At 32.8% G+C, this 24,098-nt stretch carries 24 protein-coding genes; 17 read left to right on the plus strand and 7 right to left on the minus strand.

Translation table 11 applies throughout. The features are described 5' to 3' along the window. Positions 1–79: 79 nt before the first annotated feature. Complete coding sequence (locus ACNRYB_RS09070) at positions 80–865, minus strand: TIGR03915 family putative DNA repair protein (protein ID WP_473729845.1); 786 nt, start codon at positions 863–865, stop codon at positions 80–82. Positions 866–870: 5 nt separating this feature from the next. Then, the gene (locus ACNRYB_RS09075; protein WP_473729846.1) at positions 871–2,127 is read right to left on the minus strand and encodes a putative DNA modification/repair radical SAM protein; all 1,257 of its coding nucleotides are present in this window, start codon (positions 2,125–2,127) and stop codon (positions 871–873) included. A 295-nt stretch (positions 2,128–2,422) separates the two neighbouring features. Between ACNRYB_RS09075 and ACNRYB_RS09080 the strand changes: the two genes are divergently transcribed. Next, a complete protein-coding gene (locus ACNRYB_RS09080; protein WP_343705624.1) occupies positions 2,423–2,668 on the plus strand; it encodes a hypothetical protein in 246 nt (81 codons plus the stop codon). A 36-nt stretch (positions 2,669–2,704) separates the two neighbouring features. Here the strand turns inward: ACNRYB_RS09080 and ACNRYB_RS09085 are convergent, their stop codons facing one another. After that, positions 2,705–4,282 carry a tetratricopeptide repeat protein gene (locus ACNRYB_RS09085; RefSeq protein WP_473729847.1) on the minus strand — a complete coding sequence of 526 codons (1,578 nt, stop codon included), beginning with the start codon at positions 4,280–4,282 and terminating at the stop codon, positions 2,705–2,707. A 430-nt stretch (positions 4,283–4,712) separates the two neighbouring features. Here ACNRYB_RS09085 and ACNRYB_RS09090 point away from each other — a divergent pair, with 430 nt between their 5' ends. From ACNRYB_RS09090 to ACNRYB_RS09120, 7 genes are all read left to right on the plus strand, one after another. Continuing rightward, positions 4,713–5,939 carry a DcaP family trimeric outer membrane transporter gene (locus ACNRYB_RS09090; protein ID WP_473729848.1) on the plus strand — a complete coding sequence of 409 codons (1,227 nt, stop codon included), beginning with the start codon at positions 4,713–4,715 and terminating at the stop codon, positions 5,937–5,939. A 39-nt stretch (positions 5,940–5,978) separates the two neighbouring features. Further along, positions 5,979–7,427, plus strand: coding sequence for an aspartate ammonia-lyase (locus ACNRYB_RS09095; protein WP_473729849.1), 1,449 nt, complete (start codon positions 5,979–5,981; stop codon positions 7,425–7,427). Between the two features lie 24 nt (positions 7,428–7,451). Further along, complete coding sequence (locus tag ACNRYB_RS09100; protein ID WP_129746326.1) at positions 7,452–8,519, plus strand: type II asparaginase; 1,068 nt, start codon at positions 7,452–7,454, stop codon at positions 8,517–8,519. Between the two features lie 140 nt (positions 8,520–8,659). Continuing rightward, on the plus strand, positions 8,660–9,139 hold the full coding sequence (locus ACNRYB_RS09105; protein ID WP_129746325.1) for a YybH family protein: 480 nt from the start codon (positions 8,660–8,662) through the stop codon (positions 9,137–9,139). A 53-nt stretch (positions 9,140–9,192) separates the two neighbouring features. Continuing rightward, positions 9,193–9,672, plus strand: a complete 480-nt coding sequence (locus tag ACNRYB_RS09110; RefSeq protein WP_473729850.1) for a hypothetical protein — start codon at positions 9,193–9,195, stop codon at positions 9,670–9,672. Between the two features lie 76 nt (positions 9,673–9,748). Continuing rightward, positions 9,749–10,801 carry a hypothetical protein gene (locus ACNRYB_RS09115; protein ID WP_242502491.1) on the plus strand — a complete coding sequence of 351 codons (1,053 nt, stop codon included), beginning with the start codon at positions 9,749–9,751 and terminating at the stop codon, positions 10,799–10,801. Positions 10,802–11,183: 382 nt separating this feature from the next. Next, the gene (locus tag ACNRYB_RS09120) at positions 11,184–11,498 is read left to right on the plus strand and encodes a hypothetical protein (protein ID WP_129746323.1); all 315 of its coding nucleotides are present in this window, start codon (positions 11,184–11,186) and stop codon (positions 11,496–11,498) included. Positions 11,499–11,549: 51 nt separating this feature from the next. Here ACNRYB_RS09120 and ACNRYB_RS09125 read toward each other — a convergent pair whose 3' ends face one another. Continuing rightward, positions 11,550–12,632 carry a DUF1214 domain-containing protein gene (locus ACNRYB_RS09125; RefSeq protein WP_473729851.1) on the minus strand — a complete coding sequence of 361 codons (1,083 nt, stop codon included), beginning with the start codon at positions 12,630–12,632 and terminating at the stop codon, positions 11,550–11,552. Positions 12,633–12,829: 197 nt separating this feature from the next. Continuing rightward, positions 12,830–13,927: an exopolyphosphatase gene (locus ACNRYB_RS09130; RefSeq protein ID WP_473729852.1), complete on the minus strand. Its 1,098-nt coding sequence runs from the start codon at positions 13,925–13,927 to the stop codon at positions 12,830–12,832. A 347-nt stretch (positions 13,928–14,274) separates the two neighbouring features. Between ACNRYB_RS09130 and ACNRYB_RS09135 the strand changes: the two genes are divergently transcribed. Continuing rightward, positions 14,275–14,790 carry a hypothetical protein gene (locus ACNRYB_RS09135; protein WP_473729853.1) on the plus strand — a complete coding sequence of 172 codons (516 nt, stop codon included), beginning with the start codon at positions 14,275–14,277 and terminating at the stop codon, positions 14,788–14,790. Positions 14,791–14,892: 102 nt separating this feature from the next. Here the strand turns inward: ACNRYB_RS09135 and ACNRYB_RS09140 are convergent, their stop codons facing one another. After that, positions 14,893–16,455: a serine hydrolase gene (locus ACNRYB_RS09140; RefSeq protein WP_473729854.1), complete on the minus strand. Its 1,563-nt coding sequence runs from the start codon at positions 16,453–16,455 to the stop codon at positions 14,893–14,895. Positions 16,456–16,704: 249 nt separating this feature from the next. On the opposite strand from ACNRYB_RS09140, the gene ACNRYB_RS09145 reads away from it, so the two are divergent. From ACNRYB_RS09145 to ACNRYB_RS09180, 8 genes are all read left to right on the plus strand, one after another. After that, positions 16,705–17,508 (plus strand): AraC family transcriptional regulator, encoded by an 804-nt coding sequence (locus ACNRYB_RS09145; RefSeq protein ID WP_473729855.1) that lies wholly within the window; start codon positions 16,705–16,707, stop codon positions 17,506–17,508. 23 nt (positions 17,509–17,531) lie between these two features. Continuing rightward, the gene (locus ACNRYB_RS09150) at positions 17,532–18,329 is read left to right on the plus strand and encodes an SDR family NAD(P)-dependent oxidoreductase (RefSeq protein ID WP_473729856.1); all 798 of its coding nucleotides are present in this window, start codon (positions 17,532–17,534) and stop codon (positions 18,327–18,329) included. A 172-nt stretch (positions 18,330–18,501) separates the two neighbouring features. Continuing rightward, entirely contained in the window at positions 18,502–19,833 is a 1,332-nt protein-coding gene (locus ACNRYB_RS09155) for a DUF6734 family protein (protein ID WP_473729857.1), read from the plus strand. 453 nt (positions 19,834–20,286) lie between these two features. Next, the gene (locus ACNRYB_RS09160; RefSeq protein WP_473729858.1) at positions 20,287–20,442 is read left to right on the plus strand and encodes a hypothetical protein; all 156 of its coding nucleotides are present in this window, start codon (positions 20,287–20,289) and stop codon (positions 20,440–20,442) included. A gap of 296 nt (positions 20,443–20,738) precedes the next feature. After that, a complete protein-coding gene (locus tag ACNRYB_RS09165; RefSeq protein ID WP_473729859.1) occupies positions 20,739–20,891 on the plus strand; it encodes a hypothetical protein in 153 nt (50 codons plus the stop codon). 32 nt (positions 20,892–20,923) lie between these two features. After that, positions 20,924–21,391, plus strand: a complete 468-nt coding sequence (locus ACNRYB_RS09170) for a lysostaphin resistance A-like protein (RefSeq protein WP_473729860.1) — start codon at positions 20,924–20,926, stop codon at positions 21,389–21,391. 301 nt (positions 21,392–21,692) lie between these two features. Then, entirely contained in the window at positions 21,693–22,247 is a 555-nt protein-coding gene (locus ACNRYB_RS09175; protein WP_473729861.1) for a GNAT family N-acetyltransferase, read from the plus strand. A 93-nt stretch (positions 22,248–22,340) separates the two neighbouring features. Further along, entirely contained in the window at positions 22,341–23,033 is a 693-nt protein-coding gene (locus ACNRYB_RS09180; RefSeq protein ID WP_473729862.1) for a hypothetical protein, read from the plus strand. A gap of 110 nt (positions 23,034–23,143) precedes the next feature. Here ACNRYB_RS09180 and ACNRYB_RS09185 read toward each other — a convergent pair whose 3' ends face one another. Then, entirely contained in the window at positions 23,144–23,908 is a 765-nt protein-coding gene (locus ACNRYB_RS09185; protein ID WP_473729863.1) for a ThuA domain-containing protein, read from the minus strand. Positions 23,909–24,098 lie beyond the last annotated feature (190 nt).

Consider the following 24,098-nt stretch of genomic DNA (forward strand, 5'->3'; position numbering starts at 1 on the left):
GAAAAAAATCCAATTCGCAAAAAATATTTCACGCAGATCTGATTGATTTCAGCAGATTAAATTAGATTTTTTTATAAAATTATATTGTTCTTTTGTTTTTAAGATTTGGAATTTTCTCTGTCAGGTTTTTCCAATATCGTTTTGGCATGTGTTTGATGTGAAGTTTGGTGTTTTTTCTTGATTCAATATTGACACTCTTAAAATAATTGCGCCATAAATTCTCGAAGAATTCTTCGTTTTCATCATTTATTTCTGCCAAAAAACGGGAAGAAGGATTTGATTCAAACTGCATTTCGACAGTCGATACATTTTCAAGGTCATAATAAATTCCGTACTTACGTTTTGAATCGTAAATCAACCAGCGTTGGTCTGCGTAGCGGTTTTTAAAATGCTGTTCGATAAGTGTTAAAACATCGCAATCTGGTTCTATGATGGCATAATATAAATTGTCTTTTGTGAGTTTAAAACGAACAAAAGCTTTCATTCTATGGCTTTCTTTTCCCGTTAAATGTGCCGCTTTTTTTACGTCCAATACTTCGTTTCGGCTTAAATCTCCTTCAATGTTGATTGGACTTGAAAAAACATATTCCACAAATCGGAATAAGATATCTTCAATCTGATCCATTTCAGATAAAAAAGCAAAATATAGGTTATTGAAACCTTGATGGGAGAGACGTTGTTCCAAACCATTTAAAACTCGGTTTGCTTTAACATTATCAGTTATTACAAAATGAGTATCTGAGAAAAGCAATGTGTTTGAAATCTGTTCTTTGGCAAAAACAACATCTTTTAGTTTGTATTCGTAGATTTCAAAAACAGCTGTAAGCCAGCCTTCATAACTTCCATCATAAAGCAGTTGTGTCATTTGAATTAAAATAAAGCAAGCTGGTTCGAAAAATTATTTTTGTATTTACTATTCTGAATATTCAAAATTTGACTTTTTATTTGAATAGGAGTCAAATCTTTTTGCAGATAGAAAGGTGAGGAAAAGGCCAAAAAGTATTTAGAACGGTTGTAGGCAATTCCTAATTTCTTTAAATCTTCGGGTTGTAATTTTTTGAACTTTCTGGCAGCGACAATTTTTTTCGCGCTCAAAAATCCGATTCCTGGAATGCGCTGAATTAATTCCAAATCTGCCATATTAATATCAACTGGAAACTGATGCAGATTTCGTAATGCCCAACCTAATTTTGGGTCAATATCCAAATCAAGGTTTGGCTGGTCAAAACCGACAATTTCGTTTACATTAAATCCGTAATAGCGGATTAGCCAATCGGCTTGATACAAACGATTTTCACGAATCATAGGAACTGGAGTTCCAATAGCAGGAAGTCTGTTGTCGTAACTTATGGGCACGTAACCAGAGTAATAAACTCGGCGCATTTTCATTTGTTCGTAAAAATAATTGGCCATTCCGAGAATTTCCATATCATTTTCTTTTGTTGCGCCAATTACCATTTGAGTGCTTTGTCCTGCTGGAGCAAAAAGCGGTGTTTTGTAATTCGCTTTTTTCTCTTCTTGATACCCAATAATTTCGTTTTTGAGATATTCCATTGGTTTAATTACATCCTTATGGTTTTTATCGGGCGCGAGTAGTTTTAGGCTTTGTTCTGTAGGCATTTCTACATTTACACTCAGACGATCTGCATACAATCCAGCCTCTTTTAGTAATTCTTCGCTTGCGCCAGGAATCGCTTTGAGATGAATGTAGCCATTAAAATTTTCTTCTAACCGTAATTTCTTTACAATTCGAACCAGACGTTCCATTGTATAATCGGCATTGTCAAAAATTCCAGAACTCAGAAACAATCCTTCAATGTAATTTCTTCGGTAAAAACCAATCGTTAAATCGACTACTTCTTGGACAGTAAAAGCAGCACGTTTAATATCATTGCTTTTTCGGCTCACACAATAGGCACAGTCAAAAATACAATGATTGGTAAGTAGGATTTTGAGAAGAGAAACACAACGTCCATCTTCAGTAAAGGCATGACAGATTCCGCCCCCAGTGTCGCCCAATCCTTTGTTTTTATTTTTGCGTGTGCTTTGTCCCGATGAGCAAGAAACATCATATTTTGCCGCATCTGCCAAAATTGCTAGCTTTTCCATTACTCTTTCCTGTACCATTTTGCTCCTTGTTTTAGTTGTTTTTGAAACGAAAATTCATTCTTTCAAAGCTAGGAATTCAACCTAAAAAAGGAATAAAAGAAGCTGTTCTAAATTGTATCAATTTTTTTTGCAAGGTTATTTTTACATTGAAAAAAATTGTATATTTAAGATTCAAAAAACAGGTATAAATACGGGTTTGTAGATTGTCAAAACTTTTTACATTCGCCGAAATAGAAAAACTGATTTCCCCCCTTAACATTAGTTTTTCAGATTTAGAAGTATTAGCAAATATTAGAAACAAACCGCTAAAACAATGAAATTTGTAAAAGGTCAAGATGTTTCCTACACTGCATTGAGTGGGATATCTTATAAGGGAACCATAATTGAAAGAAAAATGGATTTTAAAAAGGGGCTTATAATAAAATCGATTTCAAAAGAAAGAGATTTTCATTATCTCATTGAAATACAAAAAAACGGCACGACCGAAAAAATCTTATGTGCTGAAAATCATCTTAAATTATTGGAAAAGAAAAAGCGTACAGCAAAGAAAGTGGCTTAAAGTCAATTTTTGCCGTTTTTGTTTTCACTAGAAGGATCAAACCTCATCCTTTAATCCAATTCTTTTCAAGCTGTTTAGCATTTTAAAAACAACTTCATCAGAAAGTATAAAACTAGAAAGTATTTCTTTAATTTCTGTTGCAGTTTGAGGCTGTAGTTCCAGAAGGTTGTGTAATTGGATTTTCGCTTTTGCATCTTCATTCAATAGCGAAAGAGAGACGGCTTTAAGCATAGAATCCCAGATGGTTTCACTAAAGTCCATTTTATCGGCCCAATATAAAGACTTCTGATAATCTTTTTTATGAATGTAATAGCAGCAATACCCAATATTGATCCACCAAGGATGCGAAGGATTCATGCGGATCGCATTTTCTAATAGATTAAAACCTTTCTCAAAATATTCTACAAAAATCAGCATACAGCCAATTCCTGAAGCAATTCCAGAAGAATTGGGATTTATTTTTATGCATTGTTCTGCTGCAGCAAGGCAGTTATCCTGATCTTTTTTAAAACAGTTTAAAAGTGTCAGCGCATACCATGCCTGTTGGCAATTAGGATCAATTGTTAAGGCTTTTGAAATGCAATGGCTGCTTTTTTCTATTGTTTTTTTACAATTGTCTAATCCTAAGGCAAGAGAAGCTAGATGCATTTCGCCGAGCATTGCCCAAGCAATGGCGTGGTTTGGATCTAATTCTACGGCCTCATTTAAATTGGAAAGGGCATTAGCATAATTTTCGATAGAATAAGATAACTGATATTCGTTATAACTGCAGATTGCTTTTAAGATACTAGAGTTGTTTTCTATTTTAGAAGGTGCAGTTTTTACTATTTCTTTAAAAATAATACCATAATAACCGCCCATAGAAGCAACAATATCCTTTACAATTTCATTCTGAATTCTAATGCCATCATCTATTGTAGCAGGTGTAAACAATTTTGTCAATACAAACTTTCCAGAAGAGGAGTTGATTAGATTTATCCTAATCTGCAGTTTATTATCAATAATCTGAATATGTCCAGTAATGATAAAATCTGCTCCGACTAAATTGGCAGCCTCCAGAATATTTTCATTAATTTTTGAAATAACTTCTGATGAAAAGTGGCCAATTACCGATATATCCTGAAAACGGGAAAGTTCTGCGCTTATTTCTTCAGAAAGAATTTGCGAGAAGGCATCTAAATCAGGTCTGAGAGCCATTGATTTAAAAGGAAAAACTGAAATTACAGGATTTGTTTTAGTATTGTTGCTAAACGAATCAATCCGTCTAATCTTACTGTTATGAATAAATTCGGGAACGTAACCGCCTTTAGGGACATGAATAATAACCGAATTGTCTTTTCCGTCAGTAGAATAATATTCACTAAGTAATTTTCTTAATCTTCCGGCATGTATGCGAACCATCGCATCATCATGGGGATTAAAGTGAGAAGGTCTGCTTAATGCATTTACAGCTATTGAATATTCTTTGATATACTTTTGCCTTTGATCTAGAGTTTCTGTAACGATATATCGAAGAAAATTACTTAATAATGTTGAGTTTTTAAAAGAATAAAACTTTAAAACATTTTCTAGCTCATCGTATATTTTATCCGAGGGGATTTTTTTTATATCCATAATAAATTATTTGAAAATTATTAATGTAAAAAAAGTCACTTGGCGTATAAAATGTTAAAGACCAGATATTTATAAAGACATAAATTTATGAAAATTTTTAACATGTTAGTATTATTAATCTGATATTTTAACGGTTAAATGTAACGGTTAATAACCCCAATTGCGCGCTAGCATTGTTTATATTTGTTTGATAATCAGTATAAAAAATGATTTTTGTTGCTTTTTTAACAAAAAATCGGATAGTCTTTATGCTGAAAATGTTTTTTTGCCCTTTTTCAAAAAAAGTACATCTGTAAAAAATGAATTGTTTAGTTATTGAACTCAGACCCAGTACCCCAGATTTTTTTTAATAAAAGGTAATTTATTTTATGCCGGAATTGTAAAAAGGAGATGAAAAATAGTATCCCACAACAAACAAACTATAATCATTATGAAGAAAAGTTTTTTACAAATGGTAACGGTGAGGCATCGGACCATTATAATTTGTTTTCTCATTTCCACTTTTGTTCAGGCTCAAGATGAAGGGAATAAAAGCATGGAAATCTACGGATTTATTATGACCGATGTCGGTTATAACTTCAATCAGATACAATCGGATTGGTATGATGTAGTAAGGCCGACTAAGCTTCCTGCCTTTAAAAATGAATATGGACCAGATGGCAGTTACTACGCTTCTGTGCGCCAGACTAGATTAGGATTTAAGAATTATTTTGATACTGGAATAGGCGAGTTAAAAACACATTTTGAATTTGAGCTGTTTGGTACAGGTGTCGATGCTGGACAGACAACTTTTCGTCTTCGTCATGCTTATGCTGAATTAGGAAAATTTGGAGCAGGGCAAACTTGGAGCCCTTTTATGGATATTGGCGTATTTCCAAATTCGCTTGAATATTGGGGGCCAACCGGAATGGTTTTCTTTAGAAACATCCAAATACGATACATGCCTATTCAAGGCGATACCCGTTTGACAATTGCATTAGAAAGACCAGGAGCGAGTGCCGATCAGGGAGATTATGCAAACCGTGTGGAACTTCAAGGGGTAAAGGCAAGATTTCCTTTGCCAGACCTTTCAGCGGAATACCATATGGGAACAAAATGGGGCTATATTGAATTGGCCGGTATAGTGCGAAAAATTGAATGGAAAGACCAGAATAATGACCAGTATGACTTGTCTGGAGATGCAGTAGGATGGGGACTTAATCTAAGTACAAACATTAATTTTAGTAAAAATGATGTTTTTAGAGGACAGGTCGTTTATGGAGAAGGAATTCAGAACTACATGAATGATGCTCCTGTCGATGTCGGTATTAAAAACAATTTTGGTAATCCGGTGACTCCTGTAAAAGGTGTTGCGCTTCCGTTGGTTGGTGTTGTAGCCTTTTTAGATCATAACTGGAGCGATAAATTCAGTACGGCAGTTGGATATTCTATGATTGATATTGACAATTCAGACGGACAGACAGACGCTGCTTTTAAAAAGGGACAATATGTTCTAGGAAATCTTTTATACACTCCTGTAAAAAATTGCATGGTAGGTGTTGAATTTCAGTGGGGTAACCGCGAAAATTTCAATGATGGCTGGAGTACTTCAATAAATAAAATACAGTTTTCTTTTAGATATAATTTTTCACAATCATTTTATAAAAGAAATCAGTAAAAGCCTTTTGTTTTTTAATCAATAAAAAAAAAGAAAAATATGTGTAAAACTGTACAATACCTGCTATTGTTCGGATTGTCTCTAGGCTCTCTCAATGCTCAGACCCGAACCGAAAAAGATCTTCTAGGAGAAAAACAAATTCCTGCAAACGCTTACTATGGAGTGCAGACAGCCCGCGCGTTAGAAAATTTTCAGATAAGTGGCCTCTCAACGCAATCGTATCCAGATTATGTTAAAGCTTTTGCAATGGTAAAACTAGCCGCTGCGCGCGCCAATGCCGATGTAGGGCGACTTAAAAAAGATAGATTGGCTGCTATTGAAAAAGCGTGTCAAGCTGTAATTGACGGCAAATATCATGATCAATTTCTAGTTGATTTGTATCAAGGCGGTGCTGGTACTTCTGCCAATATGAATGTTAACGAAGTTCTGGCGAATATCGCATTGGAACTAAGCGGATATAAAAAAGGCGAGTATCAATACATTGAACCTCATGATGATCTTAATATGGGACAGTCAACAAATGATGTGTATCCAACTGCTATAAAAGTAGCTTTACTGCTTCATAATGACAAATTGATACAGGAAGCTGATCTTTTGGCAAAAGCTTTCCATAAAAAAGGCGACGAATTTAAAGATGTCTTAAAAATGGGACGAACTGAAGGACAAGATGCTGTGCCAATGACAGTCGGGCAAGAATTTCACGCTTTTGGGAATCAGCTTGATGCAGAAATTAGCGCTTTAAAAAAGTCAGAAGCTTATCTGTGCGAACAAAATATGGGAGCTACTGCTATTGGAACAGGAATTACGGCTTCTCCAGGTTATGCAGAAAAAGTAGCCACGCATCTTGCAAAAATTACTGGAAAACCAATTGTAATGAGCAAAGATCTTATTGCGGCAACAACTAGCCAACAGGGATTTGTAATGTATTCTTCTACATTGAAAAGCATGGCGGTTGCTTTGGCAAAAATAAGCAGCGATTTAATCATTTTGGCTTCTGGACCGCGTACAGGTCTTTTCGAAATCAATTTGCCGGCACTTCAGCCAGGATCTTCCATTATGCCTGGAAAAGTAAATCCGGTTATGCCTGAGCTTATGAACCAATTGTGTTTTAAAGTTATGGGGAATGATCTGACAGTTACAATTGCCGCTCAATCTGGTTTATTGCAGTTAAATGCTTTTGAACCTGTTCAAGCCATTGCCATGATGGAATCGCAAGGATTGTTTTTTAAAGCCATGCCATTGTTTAGAAAAAACTGTATCGATGGCATTACAGTAAACAAAGACATTTTAGCGCATTATATGGATCGAAGTGTCGGGGTTGTAACGGCTTTAAATCCTGTTTTGGGTTACGAAAAAACAACCGAATTGGCCAAAGAAGCATTGGCAACCAATAAAGGTATTCTAGAACTTATACGCGAAAAGAAATTGCTGACAGAAGATCAAATTAAAAAACTTCTTGATCCTGCAACCTTAACAGGCCAAAAATAACCTCAACCTTAAACGAATCAAAACATGAAATTGAATATAAACTTTTGCAAAAAAATGCTTTTGTTGGTGATGATATCATTAAACATCAGCATGTTTGGACAGGCTAAACCTAAAGTTTTAATATTAGCAACAGGCGGAACGATTGCTGGCTCTGCTCAAACTGGGGTGCAGTCAGGATATACTTCTGGACAGGTTACTATTGATGCAATGGTGAATGCCATTCCAGATGCTATGAAAATAGCAGATATTAAAGGAGATCAGATTTCGAATGTTGGATCTCAGGATATGTCATTTGAAATTATGCTGAAAGTAGCCAACAAAATTAATGAATTGTCTTCCAGTAAAGATGTTGATGGTTTTGTGATTACTCATGGAACGGATACTATGGAAGAAACAGCTTATTTTTTAAATCTGGTCGTAAAAACAGATAAACCTGTAGTGCTTGTAGGATCTATGCGTCCGTCGACAGCAATTAGTGCAGATGGACCTTTAAATCTGTATAATGCAATTGCAGTCGCTGCTGATCCTAAAGCCAAAGGACGTGGAGTGCTTTTAGTAATGAACGATTGGATTCATTCTGCGCAATCTCTAACAAAAGTGAGCACAACGGCAGTTCAGACTTTTATGTCTCCGCTTCGTGGACTTATTGGTATTACTTCTTACGGTACAAATGATTTCTTTAATTACCCTAGCCAAAAATTCGGGAAAAACTCAGAGTTTGACGTTAAAGGTGCAACTTCTTTTCCACGTGTAGATATCATCTACGCAGATGCAGATATGAAACCTGATTTAATTGATGCCTCTATAGAACATGGAGCCAAAGGAATTGTAATTGCCGGAGTTGGAAACGGAAACATGAATAAGGCTTCTCTAGATGCGTGCGCGAGAGCCAGCAAAAAAGGAATCATCGTAGTTAGAAGCACGCGCGTTGCAACCGGACTTGTAAGTCGTAATGTAGAATGTAATGATGATGAACTCGGACTTATTGCTTCATACGCTTTAAATCCGCAGAAATCCAGAATCCTATTGTCAGTAGCATTGTTGAAGCAGAGAAGTTTAGCAGAACTCCAAAAAATATTCGAAGAATATTAATCTTATTTTTTAAGCAAATCTAAACTTATGATCCTAATATTATTATTGATGCTGATTAAATCATTGCTAAAGACAACTGTTACTTTTTGGTCTATTAGTAAAGAGGAATAATGTAATATCAACTTGAAAATTTAATGTGTATGAAAAATAAAACAGTTATAAGAGTGGTTCTCGCAGGGCTCTCTGCTTTGTTGGTTTCCTGCAATACAAAAAAGGATGAAAATGACGTAGTTGACATAAAAGAAATCAAGAAACAAATTCAGGCAAAAGAGAATGAATATGCTGCAACATACAATGCCGGACAGCTTAAAGAGATTGGCTACTATGCAGATGATGCCATAACTTTTTATCAGAACAGACCACCAATTATTGGTAAAGATGCTAGATATGAATTTTTAAAATCTGATTTAACTAATAACACCAATACGATATCATTTGAAACCAAAGAAGTTTTCGTTTCGCATGACGGAAATATGGTTCTAGAAGTAGGATATTATAAAGTAACAGATTCTACAAAAACGCCAATTAATACAGGAAATTATATGAGCTATTTTGAAAAAAGAGATGGCAAATATGTGTGCGTAAGAGATATGAGTGCTTCTGATGGATTGGTCGAGTAAAGAATCTTTTTAAAAAATAGCATCCTATACACTAAACCTAAAAAATTAATATCATGAAAAAAATACTATTTATACTGTCGCTAGCTTTTGGATTGAGCGCAGCAGCACAAACTTCTGTTGATGAAATTAATTTAATCCAAGATCTTTATGGAAAATCAAAAGCCGATGTAGTTAACGAATATTTAAGCTTATCTGATACGCAAGCCGCAGCATTTAAACCTATTTATGACAAATACGAAACGGAACGTAAAGCCTTAAGCCAGCAAAAAATTCTGATTTTAGAAGATTACGGAAAGAATTATGCCACTTTAAGCGATGCAAAAGCAACAGAATTAACTTCAAAGAATTTGAAATACAATCAAGACTCTGAAAAACTCCTTGCCAAAACACATTCTAAATTGGTAAAAGCAATTGGCGGAATCAATGCCGCAAAATTTGTACAGCTTGAGCAGTATTTACAAGTGACCATACGAGCAGAGATTCAAGATGTCATTCCTTTTATTGGAGAATTGGATAAAACCAAAAAAAAATAGACGATTTCTGCGTACAGAGTAGAAAGTATAGAAAGAACATTTTCTACTCTTCTTATTAATATTTTATACTCTTACTATGATAAAGATATTTACAAAATATTTGACTGTAGCATTAATCATGTCTGCTCAATTGATTTTTTGCCAATCTGATAATGATGGTCCAGAACTTGGGCTTCCTGGTGATAATCTTGATCTTTATGCCGTGATGACCCTGTTTCAGAAATCAAAAACTATTGAAGAATTTGAGAAAAACTTAAATCTAGAGAAAACAGGAATCAATAACTTAGATTTGAATCTGGATAAAAAAGTAGACTTCATAAAAGTGATTACAAAGAAAAATGGCAATTCGTTTACTTTTATTCTTCAAGTTGCTGTAAACAAAAATGAAAATCAGGACGTTGCTGTTATTTTGGTCGATAAAGACAAAAACGGAAAAGTAAAAATGCAGATTGTGGGCGATGAACTGCTGTATGGAAAAGATTATGTTATTGAACCAGTAAGCAAATCGTCACCAGCAAAAACAGCAAATCCCGCATATGCTGGAGACGATCCCGTTCAAAGCTCGCCAGCTGTAACAGCGGTTGTGGTAGAAACCGTTCCAATTGTACAATATGTGTATTCTCCAGCGTATGTACCATATTATCCACCTTATTACTACGGATTTTATCCGCCTTATTTCGCTGCTTTTACAGTGCTAGCAGTAGGAATTTATCGTCATAACCATTATTACCATCATCATGGTTATCATGGCGGACATTATCATGGCGGAAACAATGTATATATTAATAACAGAAACAGTTTTAATAATTACAACAATAATAAAATGCGTTCTAATACGGTGCGAGACAATTCTGCCAATAACAGATATAATAATAATCGAGGCAACTCGCGACCATCAGCAGGAAACACCAATCGCGCAGGAAATACGAGCGCTGCAGGAAGAACCCGTCAGAGCGCATCGCCAAGTGCGGGGACTTCAAATCTCAATAGAGGAAGCTCTTCAGGATCTAATTTTAATAGAGGAGGAGGTTCTTCATCAAGGCCAAGCGCAGGACAAATGGGAGGCGGTTCTCGCGGCAGTTTCGGAGGCGGTGGAGGCTTCGGCGGAGGTGGCGGAAGAAGAAGATAAACGGCGTTTGTTATAATGTTTCATCAGAAAAAATGCGTAAGTTCTTTTGGGTTTACGCATTTTTGGTTTTTATATCTGATGAAGTCATGTTTAAAAATACAAACAAGATTTTTAGAGCAATTCATTCCGTAGGAATGTCTCGTTGGTAGAATTTAAATGTGAACGATGATTACACGTTCCGTAGGAACGTTTGATAAATTGAACGTATTTTTTATTTCCCTAAAATCAGGTGTCCCTACAGGACACAATGCGAATAATATTATTTTTTCTACCGACGAGATATTCCTAGCGGAATATTAACAATTGTTATCATATAAGATAACCGATTAGTGAAAATATATTATGACATTTGAATTAGTGAAAATGACATAAAATTGAAAGAATGGAAACGGCAGAAATAGAGAAAGTAAAATATCTAAAAAAACAATCGGCTCAATATTTAAATATTTTAAAATCGGCTAATAAAGGTTACTATGCAGAACTCAAGGTTTTAAATTACTCCGAATTAGGTTGTGTAATAACAAACATGTTAAAGCTTTGCATTTTGGCATTAGAAAATGATAATTATAAAAAGCCTTTAATAGATGTTGGATTGGTTTTAGAACAAGCGCTTCAATTATTTCCAACCGATGAAATGGAGCTTTTGGATATTATAAATGAAATGCGGACTAAAGAACTTTGCGATGAGGTGAAATAATAAAAAAAGCTCCAGATTTCTCTAGAGCTTTCACCTTTATAATATTATATTTTATTTAACCTCAACAGCCTCAGGAAATTTCCATGTGCCATTAAGTATTTCTTTATGCGGACGATAAAGTCTAACCCAATAATTCCAGCCATCAGTAACGGGAATACAATTTGGTGTTTTTCCGTCACAGCCCCCAAACTGTATGGTGATTGATCCGTCGGCATCTTTTTTTGCCGTAATATTGTTTAAAGTATACATATTCAGATCGTTTTTCTCAAAATAACCCGTTTTATTGTATACACTAACAGACCAAAAACCATCGACTGGAACATTCTTTATTTTAAGTTTATAAACTGTTTTCCCATCATTTTTTTTCGGATTTACAGAAAGATATAAGGCATCTTTTTCAGGATTTCCGCCCCAACCTGTAGCGCTTCCAAGCAAATGACGGGTTTCGTCGACTTTTCCCCTTGGGCCAAACATTCCTTTGGTGTCAGACAATTTTTTGGAAACTTCAATTAAAGAATCGCGAACTTTTTTCTGACTCATCTGATCCCAATTTGGAATATCAAATGTTCCTTTTTCTTTCTGGTCAATTTTAATGGCGTCTTGAAGACCCGTTACAACAGGAAGATCTTTAGGATTATTTGGATCAATAAATGTTCGTATAGCCAACATCAAATAGCGTGTGCCGACTTTTTCCTTGGTAAAAGTAAAAGTTCCAGGCGCATAATATGTTTCAGAATATTGATCTTCGTCGATTGTCTGCATAGACATAAAACGTTTCCCTGGGTTGGGAAGCGTTATGGTTACAGATCCTGCATCGAGATCAAAAACGCCAGAAGAATACAAAACATCACGATTGGCACGAATAACAGTCTGTTTTTCAATTGGCATAAGCGTTCTGTAATGATGCATGTTTCCAACACCGCCCGATTCTTTTACAGAAGTTGAAAAATAAACATCGGTTTCTGCACGGTTGAAATTTGCTGCGGTTACAGCAACGCTATTTTTCTGAGCCAAAGAATCTGTTTTTACAGCAGTAGAATCTTTTAAGGTTTCTGAATCGCTGTTTGATTTTTCTTTTTTGCAAGCCGTTAATGCTAAAAGGGCAATAACAAAAAAAGCGGTTAAATTTTTCATAATCGGGTGGTTTTATTTCATATAAGATTTTTTTTTGATTTTAAAATTAGAGTTTAAAAGAAAAACTACACTTCTTTGGATGGCAAAAATGGTTGCAAATTATAAGTTGCAACCATTTTGAAATAAATTACGCTAAATGGAAGGAAACAAAAAAAGCCCCAGATTTCTCTGAGGCTTATAAAATTTTAAAAATACTTCTAGAAGTTAGTATTGATTTTTTTCGAACGGTCAGCAATATAAGAGATCAACCAGATTACTTGTCCTTCTTTTACAAAGTAAATTTTCTTTGTTGCGTAGTCTGGAATACTTTCAAGACAAGTTACAAGAATATTGTTTGCAGAAATCAAATATTTTTGATCGTATGTGCTTAAAACTCTCGCCGCTTCTTTGTTTGTTTTTGCAAGGTTTGTAAACTTACCGAAGTTGTTTTTAAGAATAGCATCATAATCGATAACATCCTGAAGAGTTAAAGAAACGTAATGCTCTTTATTAACAGTTTCATCATAAAAAAGAGTAGAAAATGCCCAAACAGCACCACCAGATAAGTATAACTTATCCTTTTTTGCTAAAGGAGGATTTGCATCAAATAACTCTTTAGTTTTTTTACGTAGAATTACATTATAGTCAAAAGACTTTTCTTGATAAGTCGACATATCGTTAACCTGACTTTTGTTTACCACTGTTTTTTCTACAGCATCAGTAAGCGTCATGGTTCCGAAACTAAGTTCTAACGGAACAAATTCTAATTTACCGTCTTTAAGTTCGTCGATATAACCTCCTTTTGTAGTTTGAGCACCAATATCAAGAAGGAAAGCATTAGCAAAATCAACAGGAGGAATAGCGCCTTTTACAAGTGTTTTTGCTTCTTCGTTAACATCTAAAACCTCTAATTGTTTTCCAGTTAAAAGAGCAATTTTGTTTTTAAGAACATCTAAGTTGCGAGCAGATGCAAAAACAGGAGCTGCTACAATAAAGATGTTTTCTTCAAGAAGTTTATTTTCGGCTCTAATTTTCTGTAATTGGTTGGTAACCGTTACAGTAGTTTTAGTGATATCTTCTTGAGTAAGTTCGCCATTAGCAGTAATATGATCAGCAAATGGAATTCTTTCGGTCCAGAAAGAAAGTATTTTGTAATCTGCTTTTCTGATGTTGTTTACATCAATAACAGAAACTTTTATGGCTCTGCGGCCGATTTCGATTCCAGCATAAACACTTTTTTGAGAAAATGCAGTGACAGAAAAAATTAATGTTAAAAGGGTAAAAAATAAGAATTTGGGGTTGTGTTTTTTAAGCATTGTGTTGAATTGTAGTTATAATATAATTTTTTTTAATGGATTACAAAGTTGCTTTTTTGTGATATTGGTATGAAAATCATAATTTTAGAATGAAAACAAATGGTTTCATTACGGAATTGCGAATTTAAGAAAACATTTAATAATATAAAATCAGTTAATACGAAAACATGATATTAAATTATTGTAAAGAAATAACGGGGTTTATTTCAATAAAGTATATTTATAAAAAAAGCTTCAGATTTCTCTAAATTTATTGATCGACGAATTAGGAATTATCTATATTTGGTTGATTATGCATAGAACTTTTCATGTAGATATGTGAGCAACTGTTGATTTAAAGAAAATATATGATAGAGAATGAGACCGAATTGATTCGGATCAAGTTATTGGAAAATTCAATTCGTTTGTTTTCCGATTTTATGAGTGTATTGTCAGACGGATATAACCCGACAATGCTTGATATAAAAGTTAGTACTGATAAAAGATTAACTGATCAAGATCGATTTGTATTTTCCTCTCCAAACAATTTGGGTACAGAATTTTTTTTCCTTAACAAGATTCAGCCAACAAGAAAAGATATTGCTAACATCAGAGAGAGAATAAATGAGAATTTTTCATGGTGTCTTAATCATTTAGCAACATTCAACAACGCGCCTGATATATTCAGAAGCAATTATCATATTGACAATCTAAGTCAATTAGTAGAAAAAGTAAAAACACACATTTTTGATCTAATTGACTTATGGGATGTAATTAGTTATGAATACTTGATTGATACTAACGATGGGAGTTTGGTTAGAGTTCTTTTTATCCATTCTGACAATAAATCATTGATTTTAGATTTTGGAAATTATATTCACTGAGAGGCTCTCTTTGCCGATTCGAGTGTTAGTTTGTATAAGAACAAAAAAGCTCCAGATTTCTCTGAAGCTGTATTTACATCTAGGAATGATAAAAAGAAGTTTCTATTTTTCTACTCTTTTGAAGTCTAAATCTTGAAAATCAAAACTAAAATCAATGTTTGGCGAAATGCCTTTCATTTTAATAGATTGGGCTTTACCTGTTTCATCAAGCGAAAACAGAACTAGCGCATCACATTCCATGGCTTGGTATTCCCATTTTACTGCAAATGTATTGGCGTTATAGAAAGCCATTGGTCCATTTAACTTTGGTGATCGAAGACATTTAATCCATAACTGTTTATTTTTTAAAAACACTTCTGCTTTTCCAAACCATTTATCTTCGTAAATGCCAACAAAGTCTTCGTTTTTTATTTTGACATTTTTTACAGATTCTACCTTCTTCCATACGTTTTTAGTCACGTCATCACCTGTAGTTTTGTCCTCGCTCATCCATTGGACTAATTTATCTGTCCAGCCATAATCATCAAGGCCTAAATAACTGTCTTCAATAGTATTTGATACAGCAGTAAAAAGACCGCCACCGCCATTTTCAGTATTCGTTAGAATCACAATTCCTAAGTTTAGATCAGGAAATAGGGTTACTTTAGACAGCATTCCTGGCAGACCGCCTGTGTGTTCTACTTTAAGATTTCCTTTTGAATCTGATATGAACCATCCTAAACCGTAACCATTAAAATGAGAGTTGTATCTCGGATCAGAATCGGTATTCATGATGGTATGCAGACGCCACATTTCGTCATGATTTTTTATAGAAAATAAAGATGATTTTAGATCTTCTCCATATTTGCCTTTATTTAATTGTGTAATCATCCATTTTGACATATCGGCAACGTTGGAGTAAATACCTCCAGCGGCACTTGCTATACCTATATCATAAGCATCAACGGTTTTTATTGTTCCCGAAGTTGAAGAATGCGGAACGGCAAGATTTGTTTTGTCTTTCAGCAGGCTTCCAACAAAAGTATGGTTCATCTGTAAAGGAACTATAATTCTTTGCTGTACAAATTGCTCATAACTCTGACCGCTGACTTTTGCTATTATTTCCCCAGCAATTATATAAAGTAAATTATCATAATCAAATTTGGTTCTAAAGGCAGAAACAGGTTTGAAATGCTGAAAACTTTTTGTTACATCTTGTATGGTAAAGTTGGATCCGTCAGGAAAAAACATCAAATCACCAACACCTAATCCAAGTCCGCTGCGATGCGTTACTAAATCTTGAATATTAAAATTCTCTGTAACATAATCGTTATACATTTTAAATTCAGGCAAATAATCTTTAACCTTATCCGTCCATTTCAATTTGCCTTCGTCTTCTAAAATTGACAGCGCGGCTGTTGTAAAAGCTTTTGTATTAGATGCAATTTGAAAATTGGTGTATTCGTCTACTGCTTTTTTGGCTTCAATAGAATTAATGCCATATCCTTTAGAATGGATTATTTTCCCATCTTTAACTACTGCAATTGAGGCACCTGCAACTTTAAATCTTTGTAGAGCATTAAGCATTAAGGAATCGATTTTTGCAGAAGATAATTGAGCAAATGATGCAGAAGAAACAAAACAAATAAAAAATAATAAGGCGAAACGAATTCTCTTTTTTTTCATATTAATTTGATTTTTGGACTCATGTAAAAACAATAAAAAGAGTATCGATATCTTTAAATTATTGCTCATAATGTATTTAGTGATAACGAATATAAGAAATATCTTTAATCAAGATAATGGAGTGATTGCCAAATCAACAAAAATAATAGGAAGTTATTTTTTTAGAGACAATAAATGAATTTGGACTTTTGAACAAAGTTACGGATTGAAATATTTTGGAAATTTGTATCAGATAAAAATGAGGAGAAAATGGAATCCAAAAAAGATCAAACTCTTTCAGAGTCAAAGGTTATGCAGAACTTCTATTTGGGAGATAATGTTGAAGGCGAAGCTTTTGTGTCCGATCACATCTTTAGTTATATCATAAGTGGCAGACACGATGTATGGATAGGACATAAGAAATATACTTTTAGTGCTGGTGATTACCGCTTCTTTAGAAGAAATCAATTAACAAAATCGATTAAGCATACAGAGGCTGACGGATTCAAGTCAATAGCTATTCATTTTGACCAAAATACTCTTAAAGTAATTTCGAAAGAAATGGGTTTTAAATCAGAAAGATTTCATGGTGAAGGAGTGAAAATTATTAAGGCAAATAGCATGTTGAAAAAATCTATAGCTCTATTCAGTGAATATGCCCAAAGAAAAGAGGTTGACAGTGAAGCTTTACGAATTAAAATTAAAGAACTGGTTTTAATACTTGCAGATATTGATTCTGAAATTAAGCAAATGCTGTTTGAATTTAACGAGCCAGGAAAACTGGATTTAGAAGGGTTTATGAATGGTCATTATAGATACAATGTTCCGTTGGAAAAATTTGCTTTCCTCACTGGGCGCAGTTTGTCAGGCTTCAAAAGAGATTTTGCGAAATTATTTAAGGTTACTCCAAGCAGATGGCTTACTAAAAAACGGCTTTCTGAAGCAAAATATTTAATAGAAAATTGCAAGCAGCGCCCAAGCGATATCTACTTAGAAATTGGCTTTGCTAATATGTCTCATTTCTCTTATGCCTATAAGAAAGAATTTGGAATGTCTCCTTTACAAAAAAAATAAGAACAACTAATTTACAGATAAAAATGGATTTAAAATTAAAAGGAAAAAGAGCGCTTGTAACGGGTTCGAGTTCGGGACTTGGCGAATCAATAGTTAAAATGTTGGCAAATGAAGGAGCGACCGTTATAGTTCATGGTAGAAATGAAGATCGTGCCAATGTCGTGTGTCAGGAAATTATCGATAATGGTGGAAGTGCAGAAATAGCTTTAGGAGATCTTAGTACCGATAAAGGAGCTGATGAGGTTGCTTCTGCAGCGCTTAAAAATGGTCAAATTGATATTTTAATTAATAACGCTGGTGCAACATCGCATAAATCTTGGGGTGAGGCAACAACAGATGATTGGTCTGATATTTATAACAACAATGTCGTTTCTTATGTAAGAATGATTCAGCGTATAGTGCCACAGATGAAAACATTAGGTTGGGGGCGAGTTATTCATATTGGTGGAGGGCTAGGCATACAGCCTATTAAAGAACAACCACATTACAATGCAACTCTCGCGGCGAGACATAATCTTTCCATCTCACTTGCGAGATCATTGCAAGAAACCGGAATAACTTCAAATATTGTATCTCCTGGAGCAATTATAAACCCTATGGTTGAAGATTGGCTTGTAAATGCTGCACCGAAGTTTAACTGGGGAACAGATTTAGAAGAAATAAAATCTAAAGCTGTTCAGCAATTAATTCCTAACGATACTGGGCGTTTTGGAGAGCCTGAGGAAGTCGCAGGAACAGTTGCATATCTCTGTAGTACTTATGCTAATTATATTAGCGGAGCTACCATTAGGGTAGATGGCGGTACCATTAAATGCATGTAAAATATATAGAAATCTATACCATTAGTACTATTGAATTTATTCAAGCAAAAAAGCTTCGGAGAAATCTGAAGCTTTTTTTGTAGCAAGCATTATTATGGTGTACGGGATACCGTAAAAAACTTACAAGAAATTACGTTAAATTGCACATAATAATTTTTAGCATCATTTTTAAATGAAAATAATACAGAGTTTTTGGTCTGGAAATTTAAATGATTTAACCTGCAATTATGGCTGGATTTCTTATAAATATAATTGGCTGAGCTGGATTTTAAGCAGTCATCAATTAGTTAAATTTCATGAAGAAGTTGAACTGTATACAGATCGTTTTGGATATGAAATTTTAATTGAAAAATTGAATTTGCCTTACACCAAAGTTCATGTAGTTTTAGATGATTTAAATAATTATCCTAAAGATTTATGGGCTGTTTCTAAAATTAAAGTTTACCAGATGCAGAACGAACCTTTTTTGCACGTTGATGGAGATGTTTTTGTATGGGAATCTTTGGATGCTAAATTTAAAAATGCCGCTGTGCTTACTCAAAATTTAGAAATTACCGCCGATAATTATATTAAAATGTGGAATAAAATTTCATCAGAACTCCTGTATATGCCAGTTGAAATGGAGAAGTACCATAAGGCACCCAATAATTTTGCTTGCAATATGGGGGTTGTGGGAGGAAATGACATAGATTTTTTTAGGCAGTACTCCAAGACGAGCATTGATTTTTTAGATAAAAATATAGCTGCATCATCAAAAATTAACTGTCTTAATTTTAATTTGTTTTTTGAACAGATTTTGTTTTATCAATGTGCTCAAAATATGGGAGTAAAGCTTGATTTTTTGTTTGATGAAATATATAATGATGGTTATTATGATGGCTTCGCTGAGTTTCAGGATGTGCCCGAAAAGAAATACTTACACTTACTGGGAGAATATAAAAGAAACCCAGCCGTATGCAAAGCGATGGAAGTTTATGTTATGAGAAACTATCCCGAATGTTACTCAAAAATGTCTGCCTTAATTAATGAAGCGGTAGGAAATCAAAATGAAATTGAATTTCTTAATAAAGAGAAGGTAGCAGAATTGATTTCGAATTTTGATTATGAGCTGAAAAATAAAAAGTTTCTTGCCGACAATTATCTATTGAAAAGAGATCTATATACCGAAGCTTTATCAAATTATTTTAAAAGGTTAGTAGACAAAGAAGATTTTAATATCGTGCTGCTAAAAGGTTTTGAAGTCGTTACAGGTCAAGAGGAGGAAGAAGCATCTTTTATAGAAATAAAAGAACTTAATGAAGTGTCTAAAAAATATGAATTGGATGATTTAGATGAAATTGCTCTGTCTAAAATTGAGGCCGGAATCCGATATTCAGATTTTATTTCTGAAATGTTGATTCATTTCGATTACGATTCAGAAGCGTCAAAAAAAGATATTCTGGTTTTGTTAAACACTAAACTGACCAATTATATTGTTTTGAAAATAATTGCTATTTATAAATAATTTTATAAGAAAATAATAAAATAGTATTGTTAGATATTTTTATTATCTATTGTTTTTATTGAGGTTTTTCGGGTTTTTGTGTGTTGTAAAATAATTATAAATGTTAAATTTTTATATAAATGTGGTTTTCCGTAAGGAAATATCGTTGTAAAAAGCAATATTTGTGAATAGGGTTGTGGTTTTATGAATGCAAACCCATAGGAAGTCTATGGTAGGTTTAATTCTGTAGTTTTTAAAAAATATTTAAGTTCAGCAATATTATATTCATTTCTAATGAGATAATATTTGAGCAAGGTGATTTGGTTTCATTTTAAAATAAATAAAATAAATAAAATAAATAAAATAAATAAAATAAATAAAATAAATAAAATAAAAGTCCTGCGCAGGAATTGACAGAGATTCCAAATGTCTTTAAATTATTGGAAAATATTAATCAATTTAAATTATTAAGTTATGTTCAAAAAAACCGCAAAAAACACAGAAATTAAAAAATTTACACCAAGTGATGTACAAAAATTGACTGAAAAAGAGTTAAAACAAACTATGGGAGGTTATCAATATCCTAATCTATGCTATGATTATGAATCAGGTAAATATTATAAGTGTTAATTAACCAACTTGTAATATAATAACAATTGACTAAACTGCTGATATAATTGTCAGCAGTTTTTATAGTGGTCTAGTCAAGAAATTGCTACAGATGTATATTAAAAAGAGTATTATATGAGGTTTTTAAAAAGTAATTTGTTTTATGTTTTGGTTGCAGCTTTTGCGACTCTATTGTTTTTACTTTATGTTTTTAATAAAGGGGAGATTTTTGGTAGAGCATTGGCAAATTAGTATTTTGGACTGGGAATAATTAAATTTTCTATAAGTGAATTTGTGTTTTGCTTGTATGGTTAAAAATGAAAAAAAAAGAATCTTTTATTGATAATCTTCTTTTAGGTAAGAAACATAAAAAACTATTTGTAATAATTTATGTTAGTATTCTGTTTACCCTAATGTTTTATTTTTTCGGAAAAATTTTTGGAGATGCCCTTTATTTTGCAACTCATTAGAAAATAAATGATTAATGGATACACTTTATTAAATGATTTCAAAAATAAAAAATATTGCATTTAGGCTTAGGCAGTGGGAACTAATATTGATTATAATTCTTCTAAATTTTTTAAATAATTACCTCTTTTCTGTTATTTCAAATCTCTTCGATATTTCTTTAAATAAAGGTTTTAATGATCATTATACAATTAAAGAAAAAATAGTTTTATTTGTTGTAGCTGCTCCTTTCATTGAGACTTTACTATTTCAGTACGCTGTTATTGAAATTTTGAAAAGTATAAAAATGAAATTAAAATATTGTTGCTTTTTATCAGCCTTTATTTTTGCATCATTCCATCTATATAATATTTTTTATTTTTTGTATTCCTTTGTAGGAGGATTTTTGTTCGCTTTTTTATATGTAAGGGGCAAGAATCAAAAAAATGCAATATTATTGCCATTAGTGGCGCACATAATCTATAATGGATTAGTTTTTATTAGCAAATTTTATTTTGCTTAATAGGATTGTCAAAAGGGTTTTTTATTTTAAAAATATTTTGGGTAGAACTGAAAGAATGTAAGTTGATTTTAAATTTAAAATAACTCGTTAGATTGTCTTGAAGTATTATAGCGTTTTAACTTATGTATCTTAATTTTTCATCCTTTTTTGCTTGCACACCCCATACATATTAAGTATAAAAAGTATCAATCAAGTTTAAAGTGCTTTGATAGTTGGTGTGTAAAAGTTATGTTATTTAAAATGAGTAAGTTGTATATTGGCTTGATCAAGAAAATTGATAATCAGAAACTGGCAAAAAATCATGAAAAAAGAATTTCTAACAATAAAAACCGAAAGACTTTTGCTGCGACAATTTGCAGATAGTGATCTTGAAAATGTTTTCAAAGGACTTTCGCATCCGGAAGTTATTAAATATTATGGAGTGAGTTTTCAAACATTGGAAGCAACAAAAGAACAAATGTCTTTTTTTGCTGATCTTGAAAAAAACGATACGGGCATTTGGTTTGCTATTTGCTCCGCTGATAATAAAACATTTTACGGAGCGGCTGGCTTAAATAATTTAAGTAAAGAACATAAAAAAGCAGAAATCGGTTTTTGGTTAATTCCAGATTTTTGGGGACATGGAATTATCAAAGAAGCAATACCGTTAATTTGTAATTATGCATTTGATAATTTAAGACTTAACAGAATTGAAGGATTTGTTGAGACAGAAAATAAGAATTGTAAAAGCCTAATGGGCAAACTTGACTTTCAGTACGAAGGAACTATGAAAGAATGTGAAATTAAAAATGGCAAGTTTATAAGTCTTGATATTTATCGTAAGTTTTCAAGTGTGTATATTGTAGAGAAACTATAATATTTATCACATATATCTACCTTAATTTAGATAGCTTTGTATGTTTTGTTATACAAATAGGCAGTGCGTTATTTTGACTCAAAAACTACTAAAATGAAAAAACTCATTTTGTTTATATTTTTATGCTCGTTTCAAATGTATGGGCAGAATGTTGATTTAGAAAAAACTCTAAATTTAATAATCACAGAAATTACAATGGGCAATTTTAAATATATAAATCTTGCAGATGAAAACTTAATTGAAAAAGAATTTGACTATAGTATTCAAAATTATCAAAAAAGAGAAATATTCCAAAAAGATTCCCTTTTTCCGATTGAACTAATAACGAAGCCAAAAGAAGAAAAAGAAAGAATAAATTGGAGAACTTTTAAATTGAAGAACTGTAAAATATATGCTGAAAATGATTGTATAAATATTGTTAGAAATTCAAGACATATAATTGAAGTAAAAAACAAATCAGAATATGATAGTATCCTAAATTTAAACATTCCAAATGCAATTGTTGTAATAGTAAATCCTAAATGGGGCAAAGATAAAACCAGATTAGAAATAAGAAAAGCTACTGAGAAAACACAAAATATAGATAAAAACATTGAAGATCAGTTTTATTTCAGTTTTTCGATTCCTGCTTTTTCTGAAGATAAAAAGTACTTCAGAATTGCAATTTATAAAGGGAAGGAAAATAGGGGAGAAGGTAGCTCAAAGATATTTAAAATCGAAAATGAAACTCTGAAAGAGGTATTTGAATACAATCGATGGAAAACAGAAGTTTCAACTGTAAATTAAAAACAACGCACAACGTTTAATGAAACAGATTTTAATCTAAATAAGAAATGGTTTATCCTTTTGAAAAAATGGAACTTTTTCAAGATCATTTCATGCCAGTAGTTAGGATTTTATCTGCCAATAGCATAAGTTATTCCTCCAAGTAAATGCTGTACAAAAAGAGGATCATTGTAACTTTCAGCGCTGTGTCCTAAAGCAGTGTAAAATACTCTGCCACCATCATATTCGTGATACCATGCCAAAGGATGATTATCGCCATGTTTACCACCTTTATATGAAGATTCATCAATTTTTATAAGCACATTTACGTTTGGGTTTAAATATTTAAAATTGTACCATTCATCTTTTCTTTCCCAAATTGCTGGAAGATGTTTTGTAGAGGGATGTTCGTTATTTACAATTATAAGTTTAGCATTCTGCAGTTCAGGATGCCCTTCAAAAATTCCGCCGATCATTTGCGTATACCAAGACCAGTCTGGTTCACAGTTTGTCGCCGAATGAATGCCTGCAAAACCATTTCCATTTTCTATGAATTTTTGTAAAGCCAATTTTTGATTTTCACCTAAAACATGACCTGAGGCACTTAAAAATATAACAGCTTTGTATTGTTTTAAATTTTTTGAATTAATTGCCAGAGAATCTTCAGTAGCATCTACAATAAAATGATTTTCTTGCCCCAGTTTTTTTATCGCTGCAATTCCGGCGGGAATGCTTTCATGTCTGAAGCCATTAGTTTTAGAAAAAATTAGTACTTTTTTGGTTTTATAAGAAGTGCTTTGTTCTTTGTTGTTGATATGAAAAGAAACTAGAAAATAGCTTGTTAGCAGAATGAAGCTGAATAAAAATGATTTTTTTATTGAAAACAGGTGGTTCATTTTATATGATTTTATTTTGGGAAGATAGAAAAAAAATATTTCTGTTGAGTGTGTTTTCTAGGCTATTACAAAATAGCTCGTTTTAAATAATCTATATAAGTTACTATTGATATTACTGCTGTTGACAATTGAAAAGCTTCATAAATGTCTAGAAATTTGCGTTTTGGAAAAAAATCAGATATTTGATGTA

It is taken from the genome of Flavobacterium sp. CR10, from assembly GCF_055814415.1.

Excerpts from the sequence above, each read along its gene's own strand:
- ACNRYB_RS09140 (WP_473729854.1), bottom strand. The coding sequence starts at position 16,455 with ATGAAAAAAAAGAGAATTCGTTTCGCCTTATTATTTTTTATTTGTTTT.
- ACNRYB_RS09125 (WP_473729851.1), bottom strand. The coding sequence starts at position 12,632 with ATGAAAAATTTAACCGCTTTTTTTGTTATTGCCCTTTTAGCATTAACG.
- ACNRYB_RS09085 (WP_473729847.1), bottom strand. The coding sequence starts at position 4,282 with ATGGATATAAAAAAAATCCCCTCGGATAAAATATACGATGAGCTAGAA.
- ACNRYB_RS09075 (WP_473729846.1), bottom strand. The coding sequence starts at position 2,127 with ATGGTACAGGAAAGAGTAATGGAAAAGCTAGCAATTTTGGCAGATGCG.
- ACNRYB_RS09150 (WP_473729856.1), top strand. The coding sequence starts at position 17,532 with ATGGATTTAAAATTAAAAGGAAAAAGAGCGCTTGTAACGGGTTCGAGT.
- ACNRYB_RS09180 (WP_473729862.1), top strand. The coding sequence starts at position 22,341 with ATGAAAAAACTCATTTTGTTTATATTTTTATGCTCGTTTCAAATGTAT.
- ACNRYB_RS09155 (WP_473729857.1), top strand. The coding sequence starts at position 18,502 with ATGAAAATAATACAGAGTTTTTGGTCTGGAAATTTAAATGATTTAACC.
- ACNRYB_RS09070 (WP_473729845.1), bottom strand. The coding sequence starts at position 865 with ATGACACAACTGCTTTATGATGGAAGTTATGAAGGCTGGCTTACAGCT.
- ACNRYB_RS09175 (WP_473729861.1), top strand. The coding sequence starts at position 21,693 with ATGAAAAAAGAATTTCTAACAATAAAAACCGAAAGACTTTTGCTGCGA.
- ACNRYB_RS09130 (WP_473729852.1), bottom strand. The coding sequence starts at position 13,927 with ATGCTTAAAAAACACAACCCCAAATTCTTATTTTTTACCCTTTTAACA.
- ACNRYB_RS09120 (WP_129746323.1), top strand. The coding sequence starts at position 11,184 with ATGGAAACGGCAGAAATAGAGAAAGTAAAATATCTAAAAAAACAATCG.
- ACNRYB_RS09080 (WP_343705624.1), top strand. The coding sequence starts at position 2,423 with ATGAAATTTGTAAAAGGTCAAGATGTTTCCTACACTGCATTGAGTGGG.
- ACNRYB_RS09145 (WP_473729855.1), top strand. The coding sequence starts at position 16,705 with ATGGAATCCAAAAAAGATCAAACTCTTTCAGAGTCAAAGGTTATGCAG.
- ACNRYB_RS09165 (WP_473729859.1), top strand. The coding sequence starts at position 20,739 with ATGAAAAAAAAAGAATCTTTTATTGATAATCTTCTTTTAGGTAAGAAA.
- ACNRYB_RS09135 (WP_473729853.1), top strand. The coding sequence starts at position 14,275 with ATGATAGAGAATGAGACCGAATTGATTCGGATCAAGTTATTGGAAAAT.
- ACNRYB_RS09185 (WP_473729863.1), bottom strand. The coding sequence starts at position 23,908 with ATGAACCACCTGTTTTCAATAAAAAAATCATTTTTATTCAGCTTCATT.
- ACNRYB_RS09095 (WP_473729849.1), top strand. The coding sequence starts at position 5,979 with ATGTGTAAAACTGTACAATACCTGCTATTGTTCGGATTGTCTCTAGGC.
- ACNRYB_RS09170 (WP_473729860.1), top strand. The coding sequence starts at position 20,924 with ATGATTTCAAAAATAAAAAATATTGCATTTAGGCTTAGGCAGTGGGAA.
- ACNRYB_RS09160 (WP_473729858.1), top strand. The coding sequence starts at position 20,287 with ATGTTCAAAAAAACCGCAAAAAACACAGAAATTAAAAAATTTACACCA.
- ACNRYB_RS09110 (WP_473729850.1), top strand. The coding sequence starts at position 9,193 with ATGAAAAAAATACTATTTATACTGTCGCTAGCTTTTGGATTGAGCGCA.
- ACNRYB_RS09100 (WP_129746326.1), top strand. The coding sequence starts at position 7,452 with ATGAAATTGAATATAAACTTTTGCAAAAAAATGCTTTTGTTGGTGATG.
- ACNRYB_RS09105 (WP_129746325.1), top strand. The coding sequence starts at position 8,660 with ATGAAAAATAAAACAGTTATAAGAGTGGTTCTCGCAGGGCTCTCTGCT.
- ACNRYB_RS09090 (WP_473729848.1), top strand. The coding sequence starts at position 4,713 with ATGAAGAAAAGTTTTTTACAAATGGTAACGGTGAGGCATCGGACCATT.
- ACNRYB_RS09115 (WP_242502491.1), top strand. The coding sequence starts at position 9,749 with ATGATAAAGATATTTACAAAATATTTGACTGTAGCATTAATCATGTCT.